This window comes from Rhizobium sp. SRDI943 (genome assembly GCF_057653695.1).
The window spans coordinates 3076926-3100218 of the sequence record NZ_CM172787.1 but is presented as its reverse complement, the minus strand read 5'-3'; the positions used below and the strand labels follow the sequence as shown (position 1 = coordinate 3100218).

The window sequence follows — 23293 nt, the reverse complement described above, 5'->3', positions numbered from 1 at the left end:
CTGGCGCTTTCAAGCAACTCCGCCGGCAATAGATGGGCAGTTGGTCGAATGTTGGCGGCGATCAAAAGCCGGGCAAGGACTTGCCAGCTCTACCGTCCGAGGCTATAAGCGCGCTCATGAAGACCACTGGCGCCAGAATTTCTGACACGATTGCACGCGGCCGCATTGCCCTGCGTGACAATACGCGCGCCCTGACCTCGCTTCTTCTCCTCGGCCTTACGCGCGGTTGTCGGGTCCTTTGAGGAGCGCCCGGCGGCCGAAAGCCCGCCCGGCCATCGCTCCTCGCGACTCACTTTCAAAATTGACCTAACGACCGACAAGGTCCGCATTTGTTTATCGCCAAGCCCGACGTGATCGGCTAAGAGCGGGCAAATGCCGGGACGAGGAGACGATACGATGGACGCGAAGACGCAATCCTCCGAGAATAAAGCGGCCTCAAAGAGCGGAACGAATTCCGCAAAAGGCATGCCCGATGCCGCGGCAAAATACCGGGCCTATCCGCAGGTGAACATTCCCGACCGCACATGGCCGACGAAGACCATTACCAAGGCACCGGTCTGGTGCTCGGTCGACCTGCGCGACGGCAACCAGGCACTCGTCGACCCGATGGGCCACGATCGCAAGGCGCGCATGTTCCAGCTGTTGATCGAGATGGGCTTCAAGGAAATCGAGATCGGTTTCCCCTCGGCTTCACAGACCGATTTCGACTTCGCCCGTTGGTGCGTGGAGGAGGGCAATGTGCCCGACGACGTCTCCCTGCAGGTATTGGTGCAGTGCCGCCCGGAACTCATCACCCGCACCTTCGAAGCGCTGGAAGGCGCAAACCGGCCGATCGTGCATTTCTACAACTCCACCAGCGAGTTGCAGCGCCGCGTCGTCTTCGCCAAGGATGTGCAGGGCATCAAGCAGATCGCCGTCGATGCCGCCAAGATGATCACCGATATGGCCACGAAGGCCGGCGGCGGTTATCGTTTCGAATATTCCCCGGAGAGCTTTACCGGCACGGAACTCGATGTGGCGCTGGAGATCTGCAACGCCGTCATCGAGGTCGTCAAGCCGGCGCCCGATAACAAGCTGATCATCAACCTGCCGTCCACCGTCGAGATGGCGACGCCGAACGTCTATGCCGACCAGATCGAATGGATGTGCCGCAACCTCGACAATCGCGAGAACCTGATCGTTTCGCTGCATCCGCATAACGACCGCGGCACCGGCATTGCCGCTGCCGAACTGGCACTGCTGGCAGGTGCCGACCGCGTCGAAGGCACGCTGTTCGGCAATGGCGAGCGTACCGGCAATGTCGACATGGTGACGATGGCGCTGAACATGTTCACGCAAGGCGTCGATCCCGAGATCGACTGCTCGAATATCGAACGCATCAAGGAAGTGTTCGAATATTCGAACCAGATGGCGATCGGCGAGCGCCATCCTTACGTCGGAGAATTGGTCTACACCGCCTTCTCCGGCTCGCATCAGGACGCGATCAACAAGGGTATGAAGGCAGCGCAGGTCGCCAATCATCCGATGTGGGAAGTCCCATACCTGCCGATCGACCCGCGCGATGTCGGTCGTTCCTACGAGGCGATCATCCGCATCAACTCTCAGTCTGGCAAGGGCGGTATCGCCTATATCCTGCAGCAGGATTACGGGCTGAACCTGCCGCGCAACCTGCAAGTGGAATTCCGCGAGGACATCCAGCGCATCACCGACGTCGAGGGCAAAGAGCTTCCGTCCCGGCGCATCTACGACCGCTTCATCGAGCGCTACGTGACGCAGCCGGAAGGCCGGCTGCGCTTCGTCGACCATCACACCTATCCCGACACCGAGCACAAGGGCCAGCGGATCGTCGCAGCCGAGATCACCGACAATGGGGAGATCAAGCGCATCGAAGGGCGCGGCAACGGTCCGATCGACGGCTTCATCAATGCGCTGTCGCATTATCTCGGCGTCGACATGTCGGTCGAGGACTATTCCGAGCATTCGCTCCAGCATGGCTCGAACGCAGCGGCGATCTCCTATGTCGAGATCTCCTATCCCGGCGGCAAGCTCTTCGGCGCCGGCATCAATACCAACATCGTCGCGGCGTCGCTGGAAGCGATCGTCTCGGCCGCCAACCGCGTCCTCGACGTGAAGGCCGGCAAAGCCTAATCGGCCTTTGTCGGTTAGGTCTCAGGCCGAGACCGCTCTACTGCATAATTCCTTAAATCGGAATCGATTTAAGGATAAAATTATGTAGCAATTCAAAGTGTTACAGCGCCTTATGCGCGTCTGAAAAGACGCGCTGCGCTGTAGCGCGGCGCGGCCTGACGATGCAGTCGGCGATATCGGCGGCTTCGTTTCGCGCCTCGGCATGGCGCTGACCCCATTGGCAGAGCGCCAGCAGCACCGGTTCGAGGCCGAGGCCGAGTTCGGTCGCGCTGTATTCGACGCGGACGGGGACTTCAGCGAAGATCTGGCGGGCGACCAGCCCGTGCTCCTCCATCTCGCGCAGTTGCTGGATCAGCACCTTCTGGGTAATGGCGGGCATCATCCGTTTCAGCTCCGACAGACGCTTCGGGCCGGAGAAGACGTAATAGAGGATGACCGGCTTCCAGCGCCCCGAGATCACCTTCAGCGCGCGTTCGACGGGCAGCTCGGGGAGTCTTTTCATCGGCTCAGCCATGGTCACCTCCTGGTGGGTAGGGCACGAAAGAGTGTGTATTTTCATCTGATGTTCTATTGCTAAACCTGCCCCACGCCAATCAGACGTGAGGTTCACCTGCCATGAAAGCCGTCCAATTCAATCGCTTCGGTCCGCCAGATGTCCTCGAGCTCGTGGAACTGCCGGTCCCCGAGCCGGGACCGGACGAGGTGCTTGTCCGCGTCCACGCGGCGGGCGTCAACTTCTTCGAGGTGTTGATGCGGGCCGACCGCTATGCCGTGACGCCCGACCTGCCGATGTTTCCCGGTGTCGAGGTCGCGGGTACGATCGAGCGAGCAGGGCCTGGTGCCGACCGCTCGCTCATTGGTACGCGCGTTGCCGTTCCTCTCTTTGCGATGGGGCGCGGTTCGGGCGGTTATGCCGAGTTCGTTGCGGTCGATGGCGGGGCGGTGGTGCAACTGCCCGGTGCGGTTTCTTTCGAGGCGGCCGCCGCGCTGATGGTGCAGGGGTTGACGGCGCTGCACCTCCTACGCCGCAGTCCAGTGAAAGGCAAAAACGTTCTCGTCAATGCGGCAGCCGGCGGTGTCGGTTCGCTCCTCCTGCAGCTGGCGAGGCGCGACGGGACGAAGATGGTGATCGCGGCGGCGAGCAGTGACGAGAAGAGGGCGCTTTCCCTGTCGCTTGGCGCCGATCATGCGGTCGATTATACGGCGCCCGGCTGGCAGGAGGATGTCAAGAGGGTGACCGGAGGGCCCGGCGCGGATGTCATCTATGAAACCGTCGGCGGCGCGTTTTCAAGGGCGGCGCTCGATGCGCTGGCGCCTTGCGGGGAACTGGTGCTGGCGGCGATGGGGCGGTTCGGGCTCGGGGCCGCAGATGTCGAGGGCATGCTTGATCACAACCAGTCGATCAAGGGATTTTCGTTGTTGGCGCTGCTGACGCCTCAGGGGGTGCGTGAGGATCTTGCAGCGCTCTTCGAGCTTGCCGCGACGGGCGCCCTGACGGTTATCGACGGCGGTCGTTTCCCACTGCATCAAGCGGCGGAAGCGCATCGCGCCATCGAAGATCGGCGGGCGGTCGGCAAGGTGGTGCTGGTGCCTTAGAGCCTTTCCTGGCCAGCTTGAAGCATTCTGTTGGCTCAAACGGAGTCGGATGGTCGACCGGCCGGCGCGCGTCGTAGCCAGGCTCTACGGCCAAGCCGGCCGGTCGATCAGCCGGCCCGTTTCAGCCAACCCGAAGGGCCGGGCATCTTTACGCCAGGATCAGAGGCGATCGGCTCGGACGTACCAAGAGGTATGCCCTTCGCCAATCGCCTCTGCCCTGACGAAAACCTGCTCCGGCAGAATGCTTCAATCTAACCCGGAAAGGCTCTAAATCAACGTGACGCACGATGTCGGGCGATACTGCTCGGCATCATGCTCCGGCAATCAGATCGCGGTGGCGATCTCCATGGCGAGCTGGCCGAGCGTTGCTTCGGCGGAGGGGCCGGCGAGTACGTAGGAGGTGCCGGCATTGTGCCAGGTCACGAGGCCGATCTCGTCCTTGATCGTTTCCTTGAAATCGTCGGTCTCCGGCGGCTGCGCGTCCTTGCGGAAGCAAATGGAGATGATGTCGCCATCGGCATTCGAATAGACGAGCTGTCCGACGGGGCGGCTGTCGCCGAGGATGACGCGCGCGCCCTGGAAGGTCCAGGCTTCGGCGCTCAGATCCGGCACGCGGAAGGGGACGCCGATTGCGGTCGTCAGCCAGCTGGAGATTTCCTCGGCCTGCGAGGCGGGCACTTCGACGAGATGACGGGGCTGGCGGATCAGCAAGCGCTGATAGGCGGTGACGTCGCCCAGCCAGTCGCTGGTATTGACCGGTGCCGTATTGGTGGTAGCCGTGGTGGCAATCTCGTCGGCATCCGGGGCTGTGCCGACGAAATAGCCGATGCCGCAACCGACGACAAAGAGGATGAGGGCGGCGGCCAGTGCCTGCGGGCCGCTCGGCGCCAGTTTCACTTGCGGGCGCGTGGCGCGCTGGGCGATCGGCGTCTTCGGCGGCTGTGTGCTCTTGATAGAGCGGACCAGGGCAAGCGGGACCGGCTCCTTCAGGATATCGTCGAGGCGGCGGCGGCCGAAATCGGCGCCGTGGCGCAGCTTCTCATGCAGCCGGCGCGCATTCTCGTCGCTTGCCAAGCGCTGCTCCAGTTCGTGCCGCTGTTCGGGCGAGACTTCGCCGTCGAGAAGGGCGGTGAGCTGGGCTTCGAGCGGCAGTTTCCTAAGATCGAGCAAATTCAGAACCTGTGGATCGGGTGGGTGCCGGCAAGCTCGGCGAAATGCAGCCTTGCGGTGGCGAGCTGCGAGACGACGTTTGCCACCGGAATACCCATGATGTCGGCCGCCTGCTGGTAGCTGTGGCCTTCGACGTCGACGAGCAAGAACATGCTGGAAACACCATCCGGCATATCGGAAATCATGTGATGGATGGTGTCGGGATCGACCGCTGCCGAACGTTCGCGCGCGGCCTCGCGAATATCGGTGACGTTGCCGCGGACGGAAGCCTTCGGCTTGCGTTTGCGGTTGTCGTCGGTCCATTGCTGGCGGGCAAGCGTGTAGATCCAGCTTTCCAGCCGGCCTTCGCCGCTCCATTGATGACCCTTGGCGATGGCGCGCTGACAGACGGCCTGAACGAGTTCATCGGCCACGGCAACCTCACCCGCGAGCGTGATCGCGAAGCGGCGAAGGCGGGGCAGGAGGCCGACGAGATCACGCCGGAGATCGATGGTCGTTGCGGGCTGACGCATTGTTTATCCAAGAAGCATTCACAATGGTTTCGCGGACGAAGGGTTCGCCGTCGGGCGCGAAACCGACTTTATCGACGCCGTCGATGCATGAGCTTTATGAAACAAGTCTCCTGCACTTCGCAAGCATCCGGTCGTCTTCATCCCTCTTTCCCAAGGGATTTTCGTATTCTGGCCCGCAAAGCTTGCGTCAATATGTCTTGTAGCCGTTCAAGCTTTGCAGCAGGGCGCGATAGGCCCAGGTGCCTTCGCCGCCGCGATCACGGATTTCGACAAGCTGGACGCGGGCGCCCTGAATATCTCCCTGTTCCACCAGCGCCATGCCCATATAAGAGCGGGCGAGGATATAATTCTCATCCGCCTGCAGCGCCTTGCGGTAGTAGGACATGCCGAGCTCCATGCGGCCGGCCTTGCGGTTAGCGTAGCCGAGATAGTTCAGGATGCGCGGGTCGTTCTGGTTGCGAGCGAGATTGAGCACGGTGATGGCGTTGTCATACTGGCCGGCATAGGCAAACTCGCGAGCGAACTTATAAAGATCGTCGTCGTTGAAGCTGCTCTTCTTCGGGTTGACACATTCCTTCTTGGCCTTGTCCCAGACCTTGCCGCCGGTGCAGGTCTTGGTCGTCTGGGTCTTCGGCGGCGGATTGGTGTCGTCATTGTTGTCGCCGACCGCGAAAGCGGCCGTGGCGATGCCGAAGGCAAAGCCGGCGGCGAGCGAAAGTCTGGACAGGTGACGGAAAGAAGAAGTCATCGGCGCGCTCCGTTCTCAGGCAATGCAGTTGCTCGAATTGTACGCTTACCACTAAAAATACCAAGAGGGTAAGCAACCTCCATGGCAAATGTTGCGACGGTGGGCCGATCTCCTCGCAGATCGATTCAAGTGCTATACAAAAAGAGTCAGGAGCCGGCGCTAAGGCGCGAAAATATCGGTGCTTTCCGGCATCACCGCGTCGCCGGCCCTGTTGAGGCTGAAGCGTTCGCCACTGAGCTCCCAGGCGCCGGGAGAGCCGTCGATGGAGAAGAGGTTGTAGGCGGCGGGCGGCTTGACGCTGCCCGGTCCCTGCGAGGCTGAGGCGATGCCGACGACCGGCACCGGCTGCACCTGGCCGCGCAGCCAATGCAGCGTGTTCAGGTGCGTATGGCCGTGCAGCACGAGTTCGGCGCCGCCTGTCGAAATCACAGCGGCGAAACGGCGGATGCCGATCATCCGTTTGTAGAAGGCCGTGGCGCCGCGGATCGGCGGATGATGGATCATGACAACGCGGAAGAGCCCGGCTTCCCCAGCCGCGCGCAACATGTTGACAGTATCGCGGGCCTGTCGCGCGCCGAAAAAGCCGGAGGCGGCGAAGGGAGGAGTGGCGACCGCCGTCGAACAACCGACAATCGCGACTTTGCCGCGAACACGCAGATAGGGGAAGATATGGCGGTCGTCCTGCCATTGCGGCGGGGCGAGATCGCCGCGGACATAATCGTACCACGCGCGCATCGACTTCTCATAGGCGCCTGGTACATAGGCGTCATGATTGCCGGGAACGACTGACGTGTTCGCAGGGTCGCCGAACGCGCGCAGCCATGCAGCGGCGGCGCGAATCTCAATGCCGCTCGCCAGATTAACGAGGTCGCCGGTGACGGCCAGGTGATCGGCCTGGTGGGCGCGGATGTCGTCGAGCAGCAGATCCAACGTGCTGCCGAAAAGGTGCTTGCGTCGATTTCGATGCCAGTTCACAAAGCCTGTTATGCGTTTTGAAAACAGCTCTTGAATGGAAAGACTGGGCAGCGGCCCGAGGTGGACGTCGGAGATATGCGCGAGCTTGAACATGTTACGAGACATAGACCAGCTTATTGACAAATCAAACACATCGGGCGCGATGAAGAGCTGAAACGGAGTGATAGTGGATAAAGAGAACCGGCCCCTTCACATGAGGCTGGCATTGCGCCTGCTGCATGTCTATTTCAGTTTCGTCCGCAGCATGACCGTGGGCGTGCGGGCTGCCTGTTTCGATGCAGACGGACGCATCTTTCTCGTGCGCCACAGCTATATCGGCGGCTGGCACATGCCGGGCGGCGGGCTGGAGCGCAACGAGACGGTCGAGGAAGCGCTTGCCAAGGAATTGCGCGAGGAGGGCAACCTCAGGATCATCGGCAAGCCGCAGCTGATCCAAGTCTATTTCAATACCACCACCACAAGGCGCGACCATGTCGTCTTCTACCGGGCAATCGTCGAGCAGACGGCGCCGCGGCCGCCGGACTGGGAGATATCCGACAGCGGCTTCTTTTCCCTCGACAGCCTGCCCGAGGGCACGACCAAGGCGACGCATCGCCGTCTCGCCGAGCTTCGCGGCGAGCAGGAGCCCGCCCACCGCTGGTAATTCTCAGGCGGCGGCAAGCGACTGCATAATTTCTTAAATCGGAATCGATTTAGGGATAAAATTATGCAGCAATTCAAAGTTCTACAGCGTCCCTTGCGCTTCTAAAAGGACGCGCGGCGCTGTAGCACGACCGTGCGGACGGTCGAGATCGAGCGCCGGGCCGACGGGAACGATGCCGGTCGGATTGATCGTCTTGTGGCTGCGGTAATAGTGTTCCTTGATGTGCTTCAGGTTCACCGTCTCCGAAACGCCCGCCGTCTGGTAGAGATCGCGGAGATAGTCGGGCAGGTTGGGGTAGTCGGCGATGCGGCGGATGTTGCACTTGAAATGGCCGACATAGACGGCGTCGAAGCGCACCAACGTGGTGAACAGGCGCCAGTCGGCCTCGGTCTGCCTGCTACCGAAGAGGTAGCGGCCCTTGCCGAGGTGTTCGTCGAGCATGTCGAGCGTTTCGAACAGCTTGCCGACGTTTTCTTCATAGGCTTGCTGGGTGGTGGCAAAGCCGGCCTTGTAGACGCCGTTGTTGACGGTGTCGTAGACGGTGGCGTTCAGCGCATCGATGTCGGAGCGAAGGTCCTCGGGATAGTAATCGGCCTTCGAGCCGGTCAGCCCGTCGAAGGCACTGTTAAACATGCGGATGATCTCGGCGGATTCGTTGCTGACGATCGTGCCGGTCTTCTTGTCCCAGAGCACGGGAACGGTGACGCGGCCGGAATAGTGCGGATCGGCCTTGACGTAGATCTGCCAAAGCGCGGACGCGCCGAAGAGGTGATCGCCGGTGGCACCGTCGCCGACCTTGAACTCCCAGCCGTTCTCGAGCATCAGCGGATCGACGACCGAAACCGAGATCAGCTCTTCGAGCTTCTTCAGCTTGCGGAAGATCAGCGTGCGATGCGCCCAGGGGCAGGCGAGCGAGACATAAAGATGGTAACGCCCGGCTTCGGCCTTAAAGCCGCCGCTGCCGGAAGGACCGGCCTCACCCTCTAATGTCACCCAGTTGCGGAACTGCGAGGGCTGCCGCTTGAAATGACCCTTGCTCTCCTTCGTGTCGTACCAGGCGTCATGCCAGACGCCGTCCACTAGCATTCCCATGGTCTTCATTCCCTTGATTGCGTGTTGGAACGGAAGATATCGCAGATGGCAGGGCTTTGCAGGCGGTAAAGATTGAACAGTGCGTCACGTCGTGCATTTTGCGTTGGACGGCGGAAATTTTTCCTGCTATCGGCCTTTTCACGATTTTCGGACCCCTGCCTGATGTTCATTTCCAGAAACCCGCGACGACGCTGATGCTCCCGAACGCCCAAGGCGTGTTCGAGACCCATCAATCTGTCCATCCGGTTTCTGTCATCATGTACAAGCACGATCTCGTCTACCTCACTGAAGACGCGTCTCATGACGCCGCCATCGAACACATCAACGAAGAAGCCTTCGGTCCGGGCCGATTCACGCGCGCTGCCGCGCGCATCCGTGAGCAGGGACCCCATGACCTGTCGCTCTCCTTCATCTGCACCGATAACGGTGAGACGATCGCCTCCGTGCGCATGACGCCGGTACTGGCCGGTACAGTGAAGGGCCATCTGCTCGGCCCGCTCGCCGTCCGCCCCTCCCACAAGAACAAGGGCATTGGCCGGGAACTGGTGCGGATCGCGGTGGAGGCAGCAAGACGCAAGGGCTCGGAAGCCGTCATCCTCGTCGGCGACCCGCCCTATTACGGCCCGCTCGGCTTCGAGAAGGTCGCCTACAACGCGCTGTCTTTTCCAGGCCCGGTCGATCCCGGCCGTGTACTCGTCGTTCCGATCGCCGAGGGCGTGCACGCGCTGCTGAAGGGTACGATCGCCTGGCGCGAATGATTTAGAGCGCCGTGCGTCCTTTCGGACGCACAAAGGAGATGCGCTAGAGATTTTTCCGGAGGAAGCTGCGCGTGCGGCCTTCCGGGAAATCCTTAAGCTCTCCGAAAACCTCATAACCCTGACGCAGATAGGCGCGCAGAGCCTGCGGGTTGAAGGTGTCGATCCAAGCGCCGCGGCACCCCCGGGCTTTCGCCTCTTCTTCCGCCTTTGCGAGGATATTGCCTGATATACCGGTGCCGCGCAGTGTATCGGGAATATAGAGCATCTGGGTGAAGAGCCAGCCCCAGGCGGTAAAGCCGGAAAGACCGCCGGTCACCTTGCCGTCGGTATCGCGGATGAGGACTGCAAGCGGCTGGCGATCCGAAGGGCCGACATCGCTGTTGTTGAAGGCCGAGAGCGCATCGGTGATCACTGCCAGTTCCTCTAGCGAGGGCGAAGCGGTGAGCTCGAATTCCGGCATGAGATTACCGCCCTTCGCGCCACCACATGGCGCCGAAGGCGAGCAGCAGGATGCCGACGCCGGCGAACCCGGCAAAGAGCGGCAGCGTGTTGATGCCCTTCAAGACCGTCTCGCTGGTCATGCGGATCATCATGCGATCGTTGTCGGAGACGCGCACCTGGCCGCGCACCGGCAGGATCGGCGGGACCGAGATCGCGCCATTTGCATTGGAGACGCGGGTGACGAGACCCTTGCTTCTGTCGGCGACCGGCTGCAGCACATCGGTCGTCGAGATCATTGCCTTGAATTCCGGCGCGTCGACGGCGCCGATATGAACAAGCGTCGACAGCTTGCCGTTGCGGACTTCGAAGAGACCGATTTCGTCCATCCTCTTCTCGGCCTTGTAGAGCCCCGGTTCGGACTGGGTGAGCGGCAGGGTTTCGGTCTTGCCGGAGGGATAACGCACGGTGGCGTTGCCGGGATTGTCGCCGATCGTCTGGCGGGTAACTTCAAGGGTCCGGCCGGAGGCGCGCGCCGTCAGCGCTTCTTCCTCGAGCGCCGGCTCCTTCATCAGCCAATGGGCGATACGGCGATAGAGCGAAACGTTCGGACCGCCGCCTTCGAAGCCGCGCGCCCAGAGCCAGCCCTGATCGGAAAGCAGCATGGCGACGCGGCCCTGGCCGGCGCGGTTCAGCACCAACAGCGGGTGGTTGTCGGCGCCGAGCATGATCGTCTCGCCCTGCGGCCGCTCGACATCGACGCTGCGGAACCAGCGTCCCCAATGCGGCGGGTCCTCGCCCGAGCCATCCAGGCCGCGCGTGACGGGATGTTTGCGGCCTTCCTCGGAGAGGCGGGGATAGAAGGCCTTTTCGATCATCTCTCCGGTGGGCGTTGCCGGCAGGACCGTGGAAAGCGGCGTCAGCGCAATGGAATCGGGGCCGGCATGCTCGGGACCGGCGGCGATCAGCAGCGCGCCGCCGTTGTCGACATATTGCGCGATGTAATCGTAATAGAGCAACGGCAGCACGCCGCGGTGCTGGTAGCGATCGAAGATGATCAGGTCGAAATCCTTGATCTTGTCGACGAAGAGCTCACGCGTCGGAAAGGCGATCAGCGACAGCTCGTTGATCGGCGTGCCGTCCTGTTTTTCCGGCGGACGCAAGATGGTGAAGTGGACGAGATCGACCGAGGCATCGGATTTCAGCAGGTTGCGCCAGGCGCGCTCGCCGGCATGCGGCTCGCCGGAGACAAGCAGGACGCGGAGATTCTGGCGGATGCCGTCGATGACGTGGACGGCGCGGTTGTTGGCGGTGGTGACTTCGCCGGGAAGTGCCGCGACCGAGAATTCGAGCACATTGCTGCCGCCACCCGGCACCTTGAAGGAGAAGGGCGTATCCTGCCCGGGTGTCGCCTGCAGGGTGGCGATCTCGTCGCCATTCAGCTTCACCGTGACATCGGCCGTGCCGCCCGGGCCAGGGCCGTCGTCGAAGACGCGCAGGATCACCTGCTGCTCTTCGTTGACGATGCCGAAGCGCGGCCCCTTGATGACTTCGATGCGGCGATCGAATTCGTTGGCTTTGCCGGTTACGAGGCCATGGATCGGCGCGTCGAAACCAAGCGCCTGATTGGCGGCCGGAGCATCATGGACTTCACCGTCGGTCAGCATGATGGCGCCGCCGATACGGGCGGGCGGGACATCGGCAATGTTGGCCGACAGCGCGTCGAACAAACGCGTGGACGGCACGTCGGAATTGACGTCGCCTTCGACATCGACGAAACGGGGCTCTATCTGGGGGAAGCGGGCGAGTTGTCCCTTCAGGGCCGCAAGCGCATCGTCGGTCATCTTGACGCGATCGGGCGTCTGCTGGCTCTGGCTTCGATCGACAAGAACCGGGACGATCGTCGACAACTGATCCCGATCCTCCTGCAGCAGGACAGGATTGGCAAGGGCGGTCAACATGGCGAGTGCTGCCAGCGTTCTGATCCAGGCACCGCGAATGCCGCGCCAGATCGCGAAAGCGGCGATAACAGCGCTGACGACCGCGAGTGCAGCCAGAACCGACCAGGGCAGGAAGGGCGAAAAGTCGAAGGTCATCTCATTGTCCTAACCGTTCGAGGAGGTCGGGAACATGGACCTGGTCGGTCTTGTAGTTGCCGGTCAGCATGTACATCATGATGTTGACGCCGGAACGGTAGGCATATTCGCGCTGCGTTTCATCCGACGGCACGGTCGGCAGTATCGGTACGCCGTTGTCGTCGATCGCCCAGGCGCCGGCGAAATCATTGCCGGTGATCAGGATCGGCGAAACGCCGTCGGCCGTCGCCGCCGATTTTTCGCTCGGTCCCTGACCGCCCTGCCGGGACTCGATCCAGAGGGGGCTGCCCGTATAACGACCGGGAAAGCTCGACAGAAGATAGAAGGATTTCGTCAGCACGTGATCTGATGGTACCGGCTCGAGCGGCGGGATGTCGAGATTGGTGAGGATTGCCTGCAATCTCTCACCGTTGGCGCTGACATTGCCGCCATTGTCCAATGCGCTGATCTGATCACGCGTATCGAAAAGCACGGTGCCGCCATTGCGCATATAGGCATCGATACGGCTGATTGCCGCCGTCGACGGCATCGGCGCCGTCGCCGAAACCGGCCAGTAGATGATCGGATAGAAGGAGAGTTCGTCTTTGGTGAGGTCGATGCCGACGGGCGACGCCGGCTCCAGCGTCGTGCGAAAAGTCAGGAACTGGGTTAGTCCCTCAAGACCGCGCTCGGATATATTATCCACATCCTGTTCGCCGGTGACGACATAGGCGAGATGGGTGTTATCAAGTCTTTGCAGGATGAGGTCGTCGCCGGGCTGGGAGTCGTCGGCGTGAAGCGTACCGGGTTGGATGAGAAAGCCGGCGCAGACGGCGACCGCGATCATCGCGGCGGTTCGGACAGCCGGGCGCAATCGCGAGAATGCGCCATTCATGAAGAGGACGATCAGGCTATCGGCCAGGAGCAGCAGAAAGGCTGCGAGAAAGAGCGCGGGTTTTGCCGACCAGCTTTCGCCGCCGATCAGGCCTTCGCGCACGGCATTGGTCCCTGTTGTGTCGAGCGGCGTCAGTTCGGCGTTCTCGGGCAGCACGTTCAACGAGGCGAAACCATCCTCCGAACCGTAGAGCCCGGGAGGGTTGTCGAAATTTGTCGTCGGTTCGACCCCGGCCTGTGGAATGAGCGGCCGCGCCGATCCCGTCTCGGAGACGAGCGTGCCCTTGGCCGTCAGCATGCGGAATGGCGGCAGGGTTTCGGAGACACGCGCATTGCCGCGCGCTTCCGAAGTCACACCGCCCGAGCGCGATATCTGCAGGAGGTGACGCAACATGTCGACGAAGGTGCCTGAGATCGGCAGATCGGACCAGGTTGCTTCCGCGGTGACGTGAAACAGGACGATCTGGCCGGATGCGATCTGCTTCATCGTGACGAGCGGTGTGCCGTCAGCCAGGCTCGCCCAGGTGCGTTCGGCAAGATCGGGCGTCGGTTCGGCGAGCACCTGCCGCTTGACGACGACATCGGCGGGACGCGCTATGCCGGCGAAAGGCCCGAAACTCGGAAATTCGGCAAGCGACTGCGGCTCGCTCCAGGACAAGGTGCCGCCGAGCGCCCGTTCTCCCTGACGCAAGATGACAGGGATCAGCGGATCGTCCGCAGGGGCTGCCGCCATGCGCGGGCCGGCAAACCGCAGGAGCATGCCGCCATTCGATATCCAGCGCGTCAGAGGCTCGTAGGTCTCCTCCGGCAGCCGGCCGATATCGGCCATGATGATGATGGAGGGATTGTTGGCGAGAAGTTTTGGTATCGCGACCGAAAGATCGGAATCGCCAGGTTGGATCAGATCCGCATAGGGTTGCAGCGCCCGCTGGATATAATAGAGCGGCGAGAGCAGCGGCTGGAACTCATCCCCTCCTTCACCTGACAGCAAGACGACGCGGCGGCGCTTGAATGCGTCGTCGAGAAGGTGGACGGCGCCTGCCGTCGCGCCGTTGTCGACGCTGATGCGCGCGAAATCGTTGCGCATCTCGAAGGGAGCGGTGATCGCACTCGTCGCGACGCTCTGGCCGGGGCGGAAATCCACCCTGCCATTGGCGATCGAGCGGCCCTGGGTATCGACGGCGTTCAGCGCCACCGATGCGGCCTGCGAGGTGTTGAGCCGCGTGACCTTGACGGTCATGGCATCCGCCGCATTGTTGGCCGCGGTGATCGCGACCGTCCTTGCGGCATCGCCCTCGATCAGGCGGAGATCGGCGGGCTGGAGTTCGGCGAGCCTGCGCACCGTCGCGTCGTCGGGCCTGGCGGCGGCGCCGTCAGTCAGGAAGGCGAGGGTGCCGGGCTTGATGCCGTTCAGCGCGGCGCGCAGCGCCTGGAAGGCGCGTTCGCGGTCCGGTACCAGTGGTCGCGGCTCGGCGGCGCGCAGCTTGTCGCGGGCGGCAGCGGCGGTGCCGGGCACGGCGTCGTTGCTCGGATCGGCGGTGAAGGCGATCGACACAGGCGTGCCGGCGGATTCGGCGTCGTCTATCAACGCGTCGGCCGTCTGGATGCGGCGCTCCCAGTCGGGTGCCGCCGCCCAGCTATTGTCGACGAAGAGGACGAGCGGGCCACCTGATGCGAGCGAACTGGTGCGTGGATTGAAAACCGGGTCGGCGATTGCAAGGATGATGGTGGCGGCGAGCAGCATGCGCAGCAGCGTCAGCCACCAGGGGCTCTGCGCCGGCGTCTCCTCGCGCTTCAGCACCGAGGCGAGGATCTTCAGCGGCGGGAAGACTTCGGTCTTCGGACGTGGCGGCGTCAGCCGTAGCAGCCACCAGATGACCGGCAAGGCGACGAGCGCGCCGAGAATGGCGGGATAGGCGAAAGCGAAGGGAAGGGCGTTCATAGCTGCCCTCCATGCGTTGCCTTGGCCGGCATGCCGGACAGATACATGTGCACCGCGACCAACGCTTCCGAAGCAAGATGATCGGTGCGATGAGACGCGAAGGTCCAGCCGAGATGGCGCAGCGACTGGCCGAGGCTGTCCCTGCGGGCGAGGTAGGCGTTGCGATAGGCCTCGCGGATATGTTCGGCGCGGCCGGAGATAAGCTTGGCGCCGCTCTCCGGATCGGTGAATTCGGTGCGGCCGCTATAGGGGAATATCTCTTCGGCGGGATCTGATATCTCGACCACGTGGCCGCGCAGGCCGCGGCGGGCAAGCGGGCCGAGGCGCTCCATGATTGCCGGCGCATCGTCGAGGAAATCGCCGATGAGGACGAGGTCGCTCCAGCCGCGGATCATCGCCGTTTCCGGCAGGCCGCCGGTCAGCGGCGTGTGCATGAGCGCGGCTGCGAGGCGTTCGGCGGCGTTGCGGGCGGAGGCGGGTTCCATGATGCCGGGGCAGCCGATGCGCTCGCCGGAGCGGGCGAGGATTTCGGCAAGCGCCAGCATGATGACCAGAGCGCGGCTTTCCTTGGACACGTTGCCGTAGCTCGACTTGTACATCATCGAGGGCGACATGTCGCACCAGAGCCAGATCGTGTGCGCCGCCTCCCATTCGCGCTCGCGCACGTAAGTATGGTCGTCGCGGGCGGAGCGGCGCCAATCGATGCGCGACAGGCTCTCGCCCTCGGCATAGGGACGGAACTGCCAGAAATTCTCGCCGATGCCGCGCTTGCGGCGACCATGCCAGCCGGCGATCACGGTGTTGGCGATGCGCTTGGCTTCCACCAGGCAGTCCGGCACCAGGGCGGCCCGCTGCCTGGCGCGGGAAAGGGCATCGCTGCCTGACGTCGGGTTGACGATCTGTCCGATAGATGCCACGCGTCCGGCTTCCTTATCCCTTTGCCTGCTTGACCAGTCCGGCGACGACATCACGCACCGACATGCCTTCGGCGCGGGCGGCGAAGGTCAGCGCCATGCGGTGCTGGAGAATGGGTTCGGCGAGCGCGAAGATATCGTCCAGAGACGGTGCCAGACGGCCTTCGTAGAGCGCGCGGGCGCGCGCGCAGAGCATCATTGCCTGGCCGGCGCGAGGGCCAGGACCCCAGGCGACGTTCTTGTCGGTCGAGGTATTGCCCTGTCCGGGGCGGGCGGAACGCACCAGCGCCAGGATGGCATCGACAACCGTGTCGCTCACCGGCATCTGGCGCACCAGAGTCTGGATCTCGATCAGCCGCTGCGCATCGATGACGGCTTCCGGTCGGGTTTCGCCCAAGCCCGTCGTCTCGAGCAGGATCTGACGCTCGGCGGCGAGTTCGGGGTAGTTGACGTCGACTTGCAGCAGGAAGCGGTCGAGCTGGGCTTCGGGCAGGGGGTAGGTGCCTTCCTGCTCGAGCGGGTTCTGCGTGGCGAGCACATGGAAGGGCGCCGGCAGGTCATAGCGCTGGCCGGCGATCGTGATGTGATATTCCTGCATCGATTGCAGAAGGGCCGACTGGGTACGCGGCGAGGCGCGGTTGATCTCGTCGGCCATCAGGAGTTGGGCGAAGACCGGGCCCTTGACGAAACGGAAGGAGCGGCGTCCACTGTCGTCCTGGTCCATCACCTCGGAGCCGAGAATATCCGAGGGCATCAGATCCGGCGTGAACTGGATGCGGTTGGCGGCAAGGCCGAGCACCTCGCCGAGCGTCGTCACCAGTCTGGTCTTGGCAAGACCGGGAACGCCAACGAGCAGGGCATGACCACCTGACAGCACGGCGAGAATGGTGTTCTCGACGACGCTTTCCTGACCGAAGATCACCTTCGAGACTTCCCCGCGGATGGCGGCGATATCGGAGAGCGCCTTTTCGGCGGCGGCGACGATCGCCTTATCATCGAGGCTGGCTTCGGTCTTCATCATACCCATGCGTATCTCCAACGGCTGAAATCATTCGGCAGCGAATCGGCGGACTTATACATGTGCCTCATACCCGATAGAGTTATGGAGATGTGACGGGCTGACAAGTTCGTTGCGAATGACTATCTCGTGACTTTACTTCGTTAAGGACAAACCGGGACGGAAGAATGGCAGCCGAGGAAATCAGCGGACAGGCGGATGCGGCGGGACTTGCCGCACTGATTTCGCGCGCGTCTCAGGAAAATGCCGGTAAAAAACGAGGATTACCGCCGGTCGAGCGGTGGAATCCGCCTTTCTGCGGTGATATCGACATGGAAATCCGGGCGGACGGTACCTGGTTCTACATGGGCACGCCGATCGGCCGACCGGCGCTGGTGCGGCTTTTCTCGACGGTTTTAAGAAAAGATGACGACCAGAAGACCTATCTCGTAACTCCTGTGGAAAAGGTCGGTATAAGGGTCGTCGACGCGCCTTTCATCGCCGTGGAGATGAGCGTGACGGGGGGGCAAGACCAACAGGTGCTGACCTTCCGCACCAATGTCGGCGATGTCGTGGAGGCGGGAGGAGAGCATCGGCTGCGCTTTGCCATTGCGGGCGAGAATGCCGAACTGAAACCCTATCTGCATGTGCGCGGGCGGCTGGAGGCGCTGGTGTCGCGTGCGGTGATGTATGAACTGGTCGCGCTCGGCGAGACGCTCGAGGTCGAGGGACAGGCGATGTTCGCCGTCCGCTCGGCCGGAGAGGTCTTTGCGATGATGCCGGCCGATGAACTGGATGCGCTTTCCCGATGAATGATGCAATTACCCACCGTTATCCGCTGTTTTCTGCAGCCGAATTCCGCCGCCGCGCGCTCAACCAGAATGGTGGGCCGGTCGATCATGCCTGGCGCGATCACGGGGATCATATCCTCAATCCCGATATCGTCGCCGAGGTCGAGACCTTCAAGCTGCGCGACGCCGCCGTGCTCGTGCCCGTCGTCGACGACGGCGAGGAAGCGCATGTGATCTTCACCAAGCGCACGGCGACGCTACGCAAACATTCCGGGCAGATCGCCTTTCCCGGCGGCTCGATCGATCCCGACGATATCTCGCCCGAAATGGCGGCGATCCGCGAGACGGAGGAGGAGATTGGCCTGGCCGGTTCTTTCGTCGAAACCGTCGGGCGGCTGCCGAATTACCTTGCCTCGACGGGCTTCCGCATTACGCCGGTGCTCGGCGTCGTCTCGCCGGGCTTTGCGCTGACGCTGAACCCGACCGAGGTGGACGACGTTTTCGAGGTGCCGCTTTCCTTCCTGATGGATCCTGCCAATCACACCCGCGACAGGCGTGTCATCGACGGCATCGACCGGCATTTCTACCGCGTGCCCTATGAAACCAGAATGATCTGGGGCATCACCGCCGGCATCGTCCGAACGCTTTATGAAAGGCTTTATGCATGACCGGCATCGCCGACCAAGCATGGTTCCGCGACCCGGCGCTCGGCCGGATCTTAGCGCTTCTCAACGCCGATGGCGGGGAAGGGCGGGTGGTTGGCGGTGCGGTGCGCAACAGCCTGATGGGCCTGCCGGTCAATGATGTCGACATAGCCACGACACTCAGACCGGAGGCGGTGATGGAGCGGGCGGCGGCGACCGGCATCAAGGCAGTCCCAACCGGCCTCGAGCACGGCACGGTGACGCTCGTCATCGACGGCAAGCCCTTCGAGGTGACGACCCTTCGCACCGACGTCGAGACCGACGGACGCCATGCCAAGGTTGCCTTCAGCACCGACTGGAAGGCAGACGCCGAACGGCGGGATTTGACGATCAACGCGCTTTATGCCGATGCGGGGGGCGAGGTGGTGGATCTCGTTGGCGGGCTTGCCGACATCGAGACGCGCAACATCCGCTTCATCGGCGATGCCGCAAGGCGTATTGCCGAGGATCATCTGCGCATCCTGCGCTTCTTCCGCTTCTTTGCCTATTACGGTTCCGGGCGGCCGGATGCCGAGGGGCTGAAGGCATGTTCCGTCGCACGTTCGAAACTGACGACGCTTTCGGCAGAACGGGTCTGGTCCGAGTTGCGAAAGTTGCTAGGTGCTGCGGATCCCGGCCGCGCGCTGCTGTGGATGCGGCAGGTGGCGGTGCTGACGGAAATCCTGCCGGAAACCGAAAGATGGGGGATCGATGCGATCCCTTCGCTGATCACCACCGAAAAGGCGCTCGGCTGGACGCCCGATCCGTTGCTGCGTCTTGCGGCGATCGTGCCGCCCGATGCGGCACGCATGGAGGCGCTTGCCGCCCGGCTCAAGCTCTCGAATGCGGAAGCGGCCACTCTCAAGGCCTGGACCATGGCAGCGCCCGTTAATGACGAGATGTCGTCGGCGGCCTTCGAACGGCTGCTTTACCGCAACAGCACCGACGGCATCACGACACGGCTGAAGCTGGCGCTTGCGGTTGCACGCGGCAAGGCTGAAAGCGATTTCGACGAAATGGCGCGGTCGGCGCGGCTTATCAAGCTGCTGGACAGGGCAATGCACTGGAAGAAGCCACAGTTTCCGCTGAGCGGCGGCGACGTGATTTCGGCAGGAATCGCGTCCGGCCCGCGCGTCGGCGAGCTGCTGGCCGGCCTGGAAAACCAGTGGGTGGAGGAAAATTTCGTTTCCGACCGGGCGGCGCTGCTCGCCCGGCTCCAGGAACGCGTGCAATAATCAGGCTGCGTTCACCTCGTCGCGGATTCGAGCCTTGATATTATCCACCATGTTCTCGCGGATCGTGGTTTCACCGTGAGCGTCTTTCATGTGTTCAACGGCACGGCGGACCACCTCGGCGTCGCTATCTGCCCGTGTATGCCAGGCGCAGCCCGGAACGAGAGTGCCGCATTCGAAAAGTCGCATGGTCTTCTCCTCTGTTCGAAACACAACGAAGATCGCGATCTTACGCGATTCATGAATGTGCGGGGGGAGGGAAGGTTCCGGCCGGCATCGACATGCCGGCCAGTAAAGGCCGTGTCAGTCGGGCATCGCCCAGGCTTTGTAGGTATCCAAAAGGTGGCCGGGCATGTTGCTGTTGGCGGCCGCTGCTTCGTTCTGCAGCTGTTCCGGCGACTTTCCGCCGGCCAGTTGCAGCTTGACCTGCTCGATGAAGCAGGACAGCGGCAGATCCGAGCCGCTCTTGGTCCGCAGTTTCTCGGCAATGCGCGTCAGAAACTCGGATGTGTCGATCGTGCGGGATGTTTCCTGGACATCCGTGGACGCTGGCGAGCCACTTTGTATCGTCATGACAATCCTCCTCCGATTGTTACGCACATACATATAAAGTTAGGACGCACTGAGTTTTCGTGAAGGTCTATCACCTCGAATTTATCGATGAGATATCACAGTTTCATGGCCAGCGGACGACGGGGGGCAACGAAGAGAGAATGGATTCAACGTTGCCGCCGGTCTTTAGGCCGAAGATCGTGCCGCGATCATACAGCAGATTAAATTCGACGTAGCGGCCCCGGCGGATCAATTGTTCGTCGCGATCGGCCTCTGTCCACAATTTATTGAAGTTGGAGCGGACGATTTTTGGATAGACCATGGCGAAAGCCCGGCCGACATCACGCGTGAAGGCGAAATCGGCGTCCCAGCCGCCGGCTTCCTCGCTTGAATGCAGCCAGTCGTAGAAGATGCCGCCGATGCCGCGGGCCTCGTTGCGGTGTTTCAGGAAGAAATATTCGTCGCACCAGGCTTTGTACGCATCATAATCGGCGACGGCATGATTGCGGCACGCGATCTCCATGGCTTTGTGGAAGAGCTGGCTGTCCTCGTCCTCCTGCGTGCGGCGGCGCGACAGCACCGGCGTCAGGTCGGCCCCGCCGCCGAACCAGCGGCTGGTGGTGACGACCATGCGGGTGTTCATGTGCACCGCCGGAACGTGTGGGTTCACGGGATGGGCGATCAGCGAGATGCCGGAGGCCCAGAAACGCGGATCGTCCTTGGCGCCGGGTATCTGGGCGCGGAAATCCGGGGCGAATTCGCCGTAGACAGTGGAGGTATGGACGCCGACCTTTTCGAAGACGCGGCCTTCCATCATCGACATCCGGCCACCGCCGCCAGCACCATTTTCGCGTGACCAGTCCTTGGCGACGAAGCGGCCGGGCTCCTGGTCGGATAGCGGCCCTTCCAACTCGTCCTCGAGGGCCTCGAAGGAGGCGCAGATCGTATCGCGCAATCCCTCGAACCAATTGCGGGCTGCGGCCTTCTTCTCTTCGATATCGTCAGGCAAGCCGATCGGCAGTTCCGGTCTTTCCATTTACGCCTCCGACGGTCGGCATCTCCATCGGAGGCGACTCGCTCATTCTTCATTCACGCCATGATTAGCAGTTGGTGCTGCATCTCGCCAAGCCGAGGCAAGCACCCGGCGCCTCCAAGATTCGACTCGCAAATCGAGAATTTCGATATTACCTTTTCCGAGGAGGTAGATTGATGAAAAAAGTTCCAGGGCCTCCGTCCTTCGACGGCCTGAAGCGCAGGATAGCGAGACATCGGGCGGAAAATCCCCCGAGCAAGAAAGACCATTTCGTGCGTGAGACATATTGCCTCGGCCTCACGGACGCACGCGCCAAGGCGCGCGAATGGTTCGACGAATATCCGAAAGCCGCTTACTGGACCGAGGTGGAAAGCTGGCGCCAGCTCGACGGCGACCAGATCGAATTCACCATGCGCCGTCTGCCCTCGGCAGACTGACCGTCACTTCGCAGTGGCGCGCACGCGGCTTTCGATCAGCAGGCCGTTTTCATCCATGATCGGATGCGCCACCGAGACGATGTGGGCGTTGAGGCGCTTCAGATCGCGCAGCATGTCGAGATGCAGCGAACTCGTTTGCAGGCTGTCGGCGCGACCATCACGCAGGCGTTCGAGGTGGCGCTCGGCAGACTGCTTCTCCATCCGGCGCACCTCGACCTTCACCTCCATCATCTGGCGCGCCAGATTGAAATCGCGGGTGACGAAGATTGTCTGGGCGACGCGCAGATTGTCGATCGTCAAATCGAACAGCTTGCGCAGTTCCTGATGACCGTCATCGGAAAATTTCAGGCCAAGAGAGATCTTCTTCGCCACCTGCTCCAGCAGGCCCTTCTCGATGATATCGCCCATATGTTCGAGGTTGATCGCATAATCGATGACGACGATCGAGCGGCGGGCGTTCTCGTCGCTGAGACCCTCGCGGCCGAGCTTCGAGAGATAGACCTTCACCGCCTGCTGCAGCCGGTCGACGCGCTCTTCGAGGGTGGATATCTCGGCAAGCTTCGATGCGTCGTTACGCTCGAAAGCTTCGGAGACCCGGATCAGCATCCGCTCGATCAGATCGCCGACGCCGAGCACTTCGCGGGTAGCGCTGGCGAGGGCCACGACCGGCGTCGCAAGCTCCTGCGCATCCAGATATTTCGGCGCGCTATCGGGCTCGGCTTGATCAGGCACCAGCCGGGCCATCAGGGCAGCGAGCGGCCGGGAGAATGGCCAGGCCAGCGCCGCCAGCAGAAGGTTGAAGGCAAGATGCGCGTCGACCGGCAGCTTGGCAGGACCGAAGGGCAGCATTTGGATGAATTCCGCGCCATAACCCGCCAGCGGCAGGGCGATAAGGCAGCCGAGCGTGCGGACGGCGAGATTGCCGAGGGTGACGCGCCGTGCCGAAACCGGGCCGGACAATGTCGCGACGACCGGCGGTATCGCCCCGCCGAGATTGGCGCCGAGTACGAGCACGATGACGAGTTCGGCGGAGACGACGCCGGCCGAGGCGAGCGAGAGGATGAGCACCACCACCGCAAGGCTCGACGAGGACGCGAAGGCAAGTGCTGCCGAGATGATCATCGCCACGGGCAGGGCGTTATCCAGCAGGCCGATGAAGGCGGCGAGTGCGGGGGAAGCGCGCATCGGTTCCGTCGCAAGGCCAAGGAGGTGCAGCGACAACAGCATCAGCCCGATGCCGATCAGCGCCGTGCCGCCGCCCTGGCTGGCGCTGGAACGGCCGCGGTAGAGCACGATGCCGGCAAGAATCAGGAGCGGAGAGAGCCATTCGATGCCCGTTGCGACGATCCAGGCGGTGATTGCCGTGCCGACATTGGCGCCGAGCAGGACGATCTGCGCCATGCGCGGCTTGATCAGGTCACGCTCGACGAAGGAGGCCGTCATCAGCGCCGTCGCTGTGGAGCTTTGCAGCGCGATTGTCGCGACGAGGCCCGACAGGAAAGAACGAAGACCGCCGCGCGTGCCGGTCGCCAGGCCTGTTCTCAGGCGGGCGCCGAAGGCTCTGGATACGCCATCCTTTACCTGCGCGAGGCCGAACAGCAGCAGAGCCACGGCGCCGAACAGGTTGATCATGATGATTGTAGAGTCCATTTTATTGTTTTTA

The 23293-nt window shown here is 62.4% G+C and carries 24 protein-coding genes; 8 read left to right on the top strand and 16 right to left on the bottom strand.

What is annotated here, in order from left to right; translation table 11 throughout:
* Window positions 1–396: 396 nt before the first annotated feature.
* Window positions 397–2148: a 2-isopropylmalate synthase gene (gene leuA / locus AC245Y_RS15980; RefSeq protein ID WP_017994838.1), complete on the top strand. Its 1752-nt coding sequence runs from the start codon at window positions 397–399 to the stop codon at window positions 2146–2148.
* Window positions 2149–2248: 100 nt separating this feature from the next.
* Here the strand turns inward: leuA and AC245Y_RS15975 are convergent, their stop codons facing one another.
* Window positions 2249–2758, bottom strand: coding sequence for a winged helix-turn-helix transcriptional regulator (locus tag AC245Y_RS15975; protein ID WP_017994837.1), 510 nt, complete (start codon window positions 2756–2758; stop codon window positions 2249–2251).
* Window positions 2759–2763: 5 nt separating this feature from the next.
* On the opposite strand from AC245Y_RS15975, the gene AC245Y_RS15970 reads away from it, so the two are divergent.
* Complete coding sequence (locus AC245Y_RS15970) at window positions 2764–3744, top strand: quinone oxidoreductase family protein (RefSeq protein ID WP_012758482.1); 981 nt, start codon at window positions 2764–2766, stop codon at window positions 3742–3744.
* A gap of 324 nt (window positions 3745–4068) precedes the next feature.
* On the opposite strand, the gene AC245Y_RS15965 is transcribed toward AC245Y_RS15970, so the two are convergent.
* The 4 genes from AC245Y_RS15965 to AC245Y_RS15950 form a co-directional block, all read right to left on the bottom strand.
* On the bottom strand, window positions 4069–4914 hold the full coding sequence (locus tag AC245Y_RS15965; protein WP_012758481.1) for an anti-sigma factor family protein: 846 nt from the start codon (window positions 4912–4914) through the stop codon (window positions 4069–4071).
* Between the two features lie 2 nt (window positions 4915–4916).
* Window positions 4917–5426: an RNA polymerase sigma factor gene (locus tag AC245Y_RS15960; protein WP_012758480.1), complete on the bottom strand. Its 510-nt coding sequence runs from the start codon at window positions 5424–5426 to the stop codon at window positions 4917–4919.
* A gap of 187 nt (window positions 5427–5613) precedes the next feature.
* Window positions 5614–6174 (bottom strand): tetratricopeptide repeat protein, encoded by a 561-nt coding sequence (locus tag AC245Y_RS15955; RefSeq protein ID WP_003561379.1) that lies wholly within the window; start codon window positions 6172–6174, stop codon window positions 5614–5616.
* A 159-nt stretch (window positions 6175–6333) separates the two neighbouring features.
* The gene (locus AC245Y_RS15950) at window positions 6334–7242 is read right to left on the bottom strand and encodes a metallophosphoesterase family protein (protein ID WP_012758479.1); all 909 of its coding nucleotides are present in this window, start codon (window positions 7240–7242) and stop codon (window positions 6334–6336) included.
* A 73-nt stretch (window positions 7243–7315) separates the two neighbouring features.
* Here AC245Y_RS15950 and AC245Y_RS15945 point away from each other — a divergent pair, with 73 nt between their 5' ends.
* Window positions 7316–7792, top strand: a complete 477-nt coding sequence (locus AC245Y_RS15945) for an NUDIX domain-containing protein (RefSeq protein WP_012758478.1) — start codon at window positions 7316–7318, stop codon at window positions 7790–7792.
* A gap of 81 nt (window positions 7793–7873) precedes the next feature.
* Here the strand turns inward: AC245Y_RS15945 and AC245Y_RS15940 are convergent, their stop codons facing one another.
* Both AC245Y_RS15940 and AC245Y_RS15935 read right to left on the bottom strand, forming a co-directional pair.
* Window positions 7874–8884: a glutathione S-transferase family protein gene (locus AC245Y_RS15940; protein WP_017994835.1), complete on the bottom strand. Its 1011-nt coding sequence runs from the start codon at window positions 8882–8884 to the stop codon at window positions 7874–7876.
* A 5-nt stretch (window positions 8885–8889) separates the two neighbouring features.
* Window positions 8890–9114: a hypothetical protein gene (locus tag AC245Y_RS15935; protein ID WP_164902749.1), complete on the bottom strand. Its 225-nt coding sequence runs from the start codon at window positions 9112–9114 to the stop codon at window positions 8890–8892.
* Here AC245Y_RS15935 and AC245Y_RS15930 point away from each other — a divergent pair.
* Window positions 9079–9642: a GNAT family N-acetyltransferase gene (locus AC245Y_RS15930; protein WP_080518576.1), complete on the top strand. Its 564-nt coding sequence runs from the start codon at window positions 9079–9081 to the stop codon at window positions 9640–9642. The two genes, AC245Y_RS15935 and AC245Y_RS15930, sit on opposite strands and share 36 nt — an antisense overlap.
* Before the next feature lie 43 nt (window positions 9643–9685).
* Here the strand turns inward: AC245Y_RS15930 and AC245Y_RS15925 are convergent, their stop codons facing one another.
* Genes AC245Y_RS15925 through AC245Y_RS15905 form a run of 5 tightly spaced genes read right to left on the bottom strand, consistent with a single transcriptional unit; the run spans window position 9686 to window position 16932 of the window.
* A complete protein-coding gene (locus tag AC245Y_RS15925; RefSeq protein WP_012758475.1) occupies window positions 9686–10102 on the bottom strand; it encodes a GNAT family N-acetyltransferase in 417 nt (138 codons plus the stop codon).
* 4 nt (window positions 10103–10106) lie between these two features.
* Window positions 10107–12176 (bottom strand): membrane protein, encoded by a 2070-nt coding sequence (locus tag AC245Y_RS15920; RefSeq protein WP_017994833.1) that lies wholly within the window; start codon window positions 12174–12176, stop codon window positions 10107–10109.
* Window position 12177: 1 nt separating this feature from the next.
* Window positions 12178–14991 (bottom strand): DUF4159 domain-containing protein, encoded by a 2814-nt coding sequence (locus AC245Y_RS15915; protein WP_017994832.1) that lies wholly within the window; start codon window positions 14989–14991, stop codon window positions 12178–12180.
* Complete coding sequence (locus AC245Y_RS15910; RefSeq protein WP_012758472.1) at window positions 14988–15908, bottom strand: DUF58 domain-containing protein; 921 nt, start codon at window positions 15906–15908, stop codon at window positions 14988–14990. Before AC245Y_RS15910 ends, AC245Y_RS15915 begins: the two co-directional genes overlap by 4 nt.
* A 13-nt stretch (window positions 15909–15921) precedes the next feature.
* Window positions 15922–16932, bottom strand: a complete 1011-nt coding sequence (locus AC245Y_RS15905) for an AAA family ATPase (protein WP_017994831.1) — start codon at window positions 16930–16932, stop codon at window positions 15922–15924.
* Window positions 16933–17090: 158 nt separating this feature from the next.
* On the opposite strand from AC245Y_RS15905, the gene AC245Y_RS15900 reads away from it, so the two are divergent.
* Genes AC245Y_RS15900 through AC245Y_RS15890 form a run of 3 tightly spaced genes read left to right on the top strand, consistent with a single transcriptional unit; the run spans window position 17091 to window position 19611 of the window.
* Window positions 17091–17714 carry a DUF1285 domain-containing protein gene (locus tag AC245Y_RS15900; RefSeq protein ID WP_017994830.1) on the top strand — a complete coding sequence of 208 codons (624 nt, stop codon included), beginning with the start codon at window positions 17091–17093 and terminating at the stop codon, window positions 17712–17714.
* Complete coding sequence (locus AC245Y_RS15895) at window positions 17711–18361, top strand: CoA pyrophosphatase (protein WP_017994829.1); 651 nt, start codon at window positions 17711–17713, stop codon at window positions 18359–18361. The genes AC245Y_RS15900 and AC245Y_RS15895 overlap by 4 nt, the downstream gene beginning before the upstream one ends.
* Window positions 18358–19611, top strand: coding sequence for a CCA tRNA nucleotidyltransferase (locus AC245Y_RS15890; RefSeq protein WP_017994828.1), 1254 nt, complete (start codon window positions 18358–18360; stop codon window positions 19609–19611). Before AC245Y_RS15895 ends, AC245Y_RS15890 begins: the two co-directional genes overlap by 4 nt.
* Here the strand turns inward: AC245Y_RS15890 and AC245Y_RS15885 are convergent, their stop codons facing one another.
* The 3 genes from AC245Y_RS15885 to hemF form a co-directional block, all read right to left on the bottom strand.
* Complete coding sequence (locus AC245Y_RS15885) at window positions 19612–19797, bottom strand: DUF1059 domain-containing protein (protein WP_012758467.1); 186 nt, start codon at window positions 19795–19797, stop codon at window positions 19612–19614.
* 114 nt (window positions 19798–19911) lie between these two features.
* Window positions 19912–20181: a hypothetical protein gene (locus tag AC245Y_RS15880; protein ID WP_026157439.1), complete on the bottom strand. Its 270-nt coding sequence runs from the start codon at window positions 20179–20181 to the stop codon at window positions 19912–19914.
* 103 nt (window positions 20182–20284) lie between these two features.
* Window positions 20285–21196, bottom strand: coding sequence for an oxygen-dependent coproporphyrinogen oxidase (gene hemF, locus AC245Y_RS15875; RefSeq protein WP_012758465.1), 912 nt, complete (start codon window positions 21194–21196; stop codon window positions 20285–20287).
* A 173-nt stretch (window positions 21197–21369) separates the two neighbouring features.
* Here hemF and AC245Y_RS15870 point away from each other — a divergent pair, with 173 nt between their 5' ends.
* The gene (locus AC245Y_RS15870) at window positions 21370–21630 is read left to right on the top strand and encodes a hypothetical protein (RefSeq protein WP_012758464.1); all 261 of its coding nucleotides are present in this window, start codon (window positions 21370–21372) and stop codon (window positions 21628–21630) included.
* A gap of 3 nt (window positions 21631–21633) precedes the next feature.
* Here AC245Y_RS15870 and AC245Y_RS15865 read toward each other — a convergent pair whose 3' ends face one another.
* Window positions 21634–23280: a Na/Pi cotransporter family protein gene (locus AC245Y_RS15865; RefSeq protein ID WP_012758463.1), complete on the bottom strand. Its 1647-nt coding sequence runs from the start codon at window positions 23278–23280 to the stop codon at window positions 21634–21636.
* Window positions 23281–23293 lie beyond the last annotated feature (13 nt).

What these genes read in the sequence shown, in the direction of transcription:
- leuA (WP_017994838.1), top strand. Translation starts at nt 397, where the DNA reads ATGGACGCGAAGACGCAATCCTCCGAGAATAAAGCGGCCTCAAAGAGC.
- AC245Y_RS15970 (WP_012758482.1), top strand. Translation starts at nt 2,764, where the DNA reads ATGAAAGCCGTCCAATTCAATCGCTTCGGTCCGCCAGATGTCCTCGAG.
- AC245Y_RS15960 (WP_012758480.1), bottom strand. Translation starts at nt 5,426, where the DNA reads ATGCGTCAGCCCGCAACGACCATCGATCTCCGGCGTGATCTCGTCGGC.
- AC245Y_RS15955 (WP_003561379.1), bottom strand. Translation starts at nt 6,174, where the DNA reads ATGACTTCTTCTTTCCGTCACCTGTCCAGACTTTCGCTCGCCGCCGGC.
- AC245Y_RS15950 (WP_012758479.1), bottom strand. Translation starts at nt 7,242, where the DNA reads ATGTTCAAGCTCGCGCATATCTCCGACGTCCACCTCGGGCCGCTGCCC.
- AC245Y_RS15940 (WP_017994835.1), bottom strand. Translation starts at nt 8,884, where the DNA reads ATGGGAATGCTAGTGGACGGCGTCTGGCATGACGCCTGGTACGACACG.
- AC245Y_RS15930 (WP_080518576.1), top strand. Translation starts at nt 9,079, where the DNA reads ATGCTCCCGAACGCCCAAGGCGTGTTCGAGACCCATCAATCTGTCCAT.
- AC245Y_RS15935 (WP_164902749.1), bottom strand. Translation starts at nt 9,114, where the DNA reads ATGGGTCTCGAACACGCCTTGGGCGTTCGGGAGCATCAGCGTCGTCGC.
- AC245Y_RS15925 (WP_012758475.1), bottom strand. Translation starts at nt 10,102, where the DNA reads ATGCCGGAATTCGAGCTCACCGCTTCGCCCTCGCTAGAGGAACTGGCA.
- AC245Y_RS15920 (WP_017994833.1), bottom strand. Translation starts at nt 12,176, where the DNA reads ATGACCTTCGACTTTTCGCCCTTCCTGCCCTGGTCGGTTCTGGCTGCA.
- AC245Y_RS15915 (WP_017994832.1), bottom strand. Translation starts at nt 14,991, where the DNA reads ATGAACGCCCTTCCCTTCGCTTTCGCCTATCCCGCCATTCTCGGCGCG.
- AC245Y_RS15905 (WP_017994831.1), bottom strand. Translation starts at nt 16,932, where the DNA reads ATGGGTATGATGAAGACCGAAGCCAGCCTCGATGATAAGGCGATCGTC.
- AC245Y_RS15900 (WP_017994830.1), top strand. Translation starts at nt 17,091, where the DNA reads ATGGCAGCCGAGGAAATCAGCGGACAGGCGGATGCGGCGGGACTTGCC.
- AC245Y_RS15895 (WP_017994829.1), top strand. Translation starts at nt 17,711, where the DNA reads ATGAATGATGCAATTACCCACCGTTATCCGCTGTTTTCTGCAGCCGAA.
- AC245Y_RS15890 (WP_017994828.1), top strand. Translation starts at nt 18,358, where the DNA reads ATGACCGGCATCGCCGACCAAGCATGGTTCCGCGACCCGGCGCTCGGC.
- AC245Y_RS15885 (WP_012758467.1), bottom strand. Translation starts at nt 19,797, where the DNA reads ATGCGACTTTTCGAATGCGGCACTCTCGTTCCGGGCTGCGCCTGGCAT.
- AC245Y_RS15880 (WP_026157439.1), bottom strand. Translation starts at nt 20,181, where the DNA reads ATGACGATACAAAGTGGCTCGCCAGCGTCCACGGATGTCCAGGAAACA.
- hemF (WP_012758465.1), bottom strand. Translation starts at nt 21,196, where the DNA reads ATGGAAAGACCGGAACTGCCGATCGGCTTGCCTGACGATATCGAAGAG.
- AC245Y_RS15870 (WP_012758464.1), top strand. Translation starts at nt 21,370, where the DNA reads ATGAAAAAAGTTCCAGGGCCTCCGTCCTTCGACGGCCTGAAGCGCAGG.
- AC245Y_RS15865 (WP_012758463.1), bottom strand. Translation starts at nt 23,280, where the DNA reads ATGGACTCTACAATCATCATGATCAACCTGTTCGGCGCCGTGGCTCTG.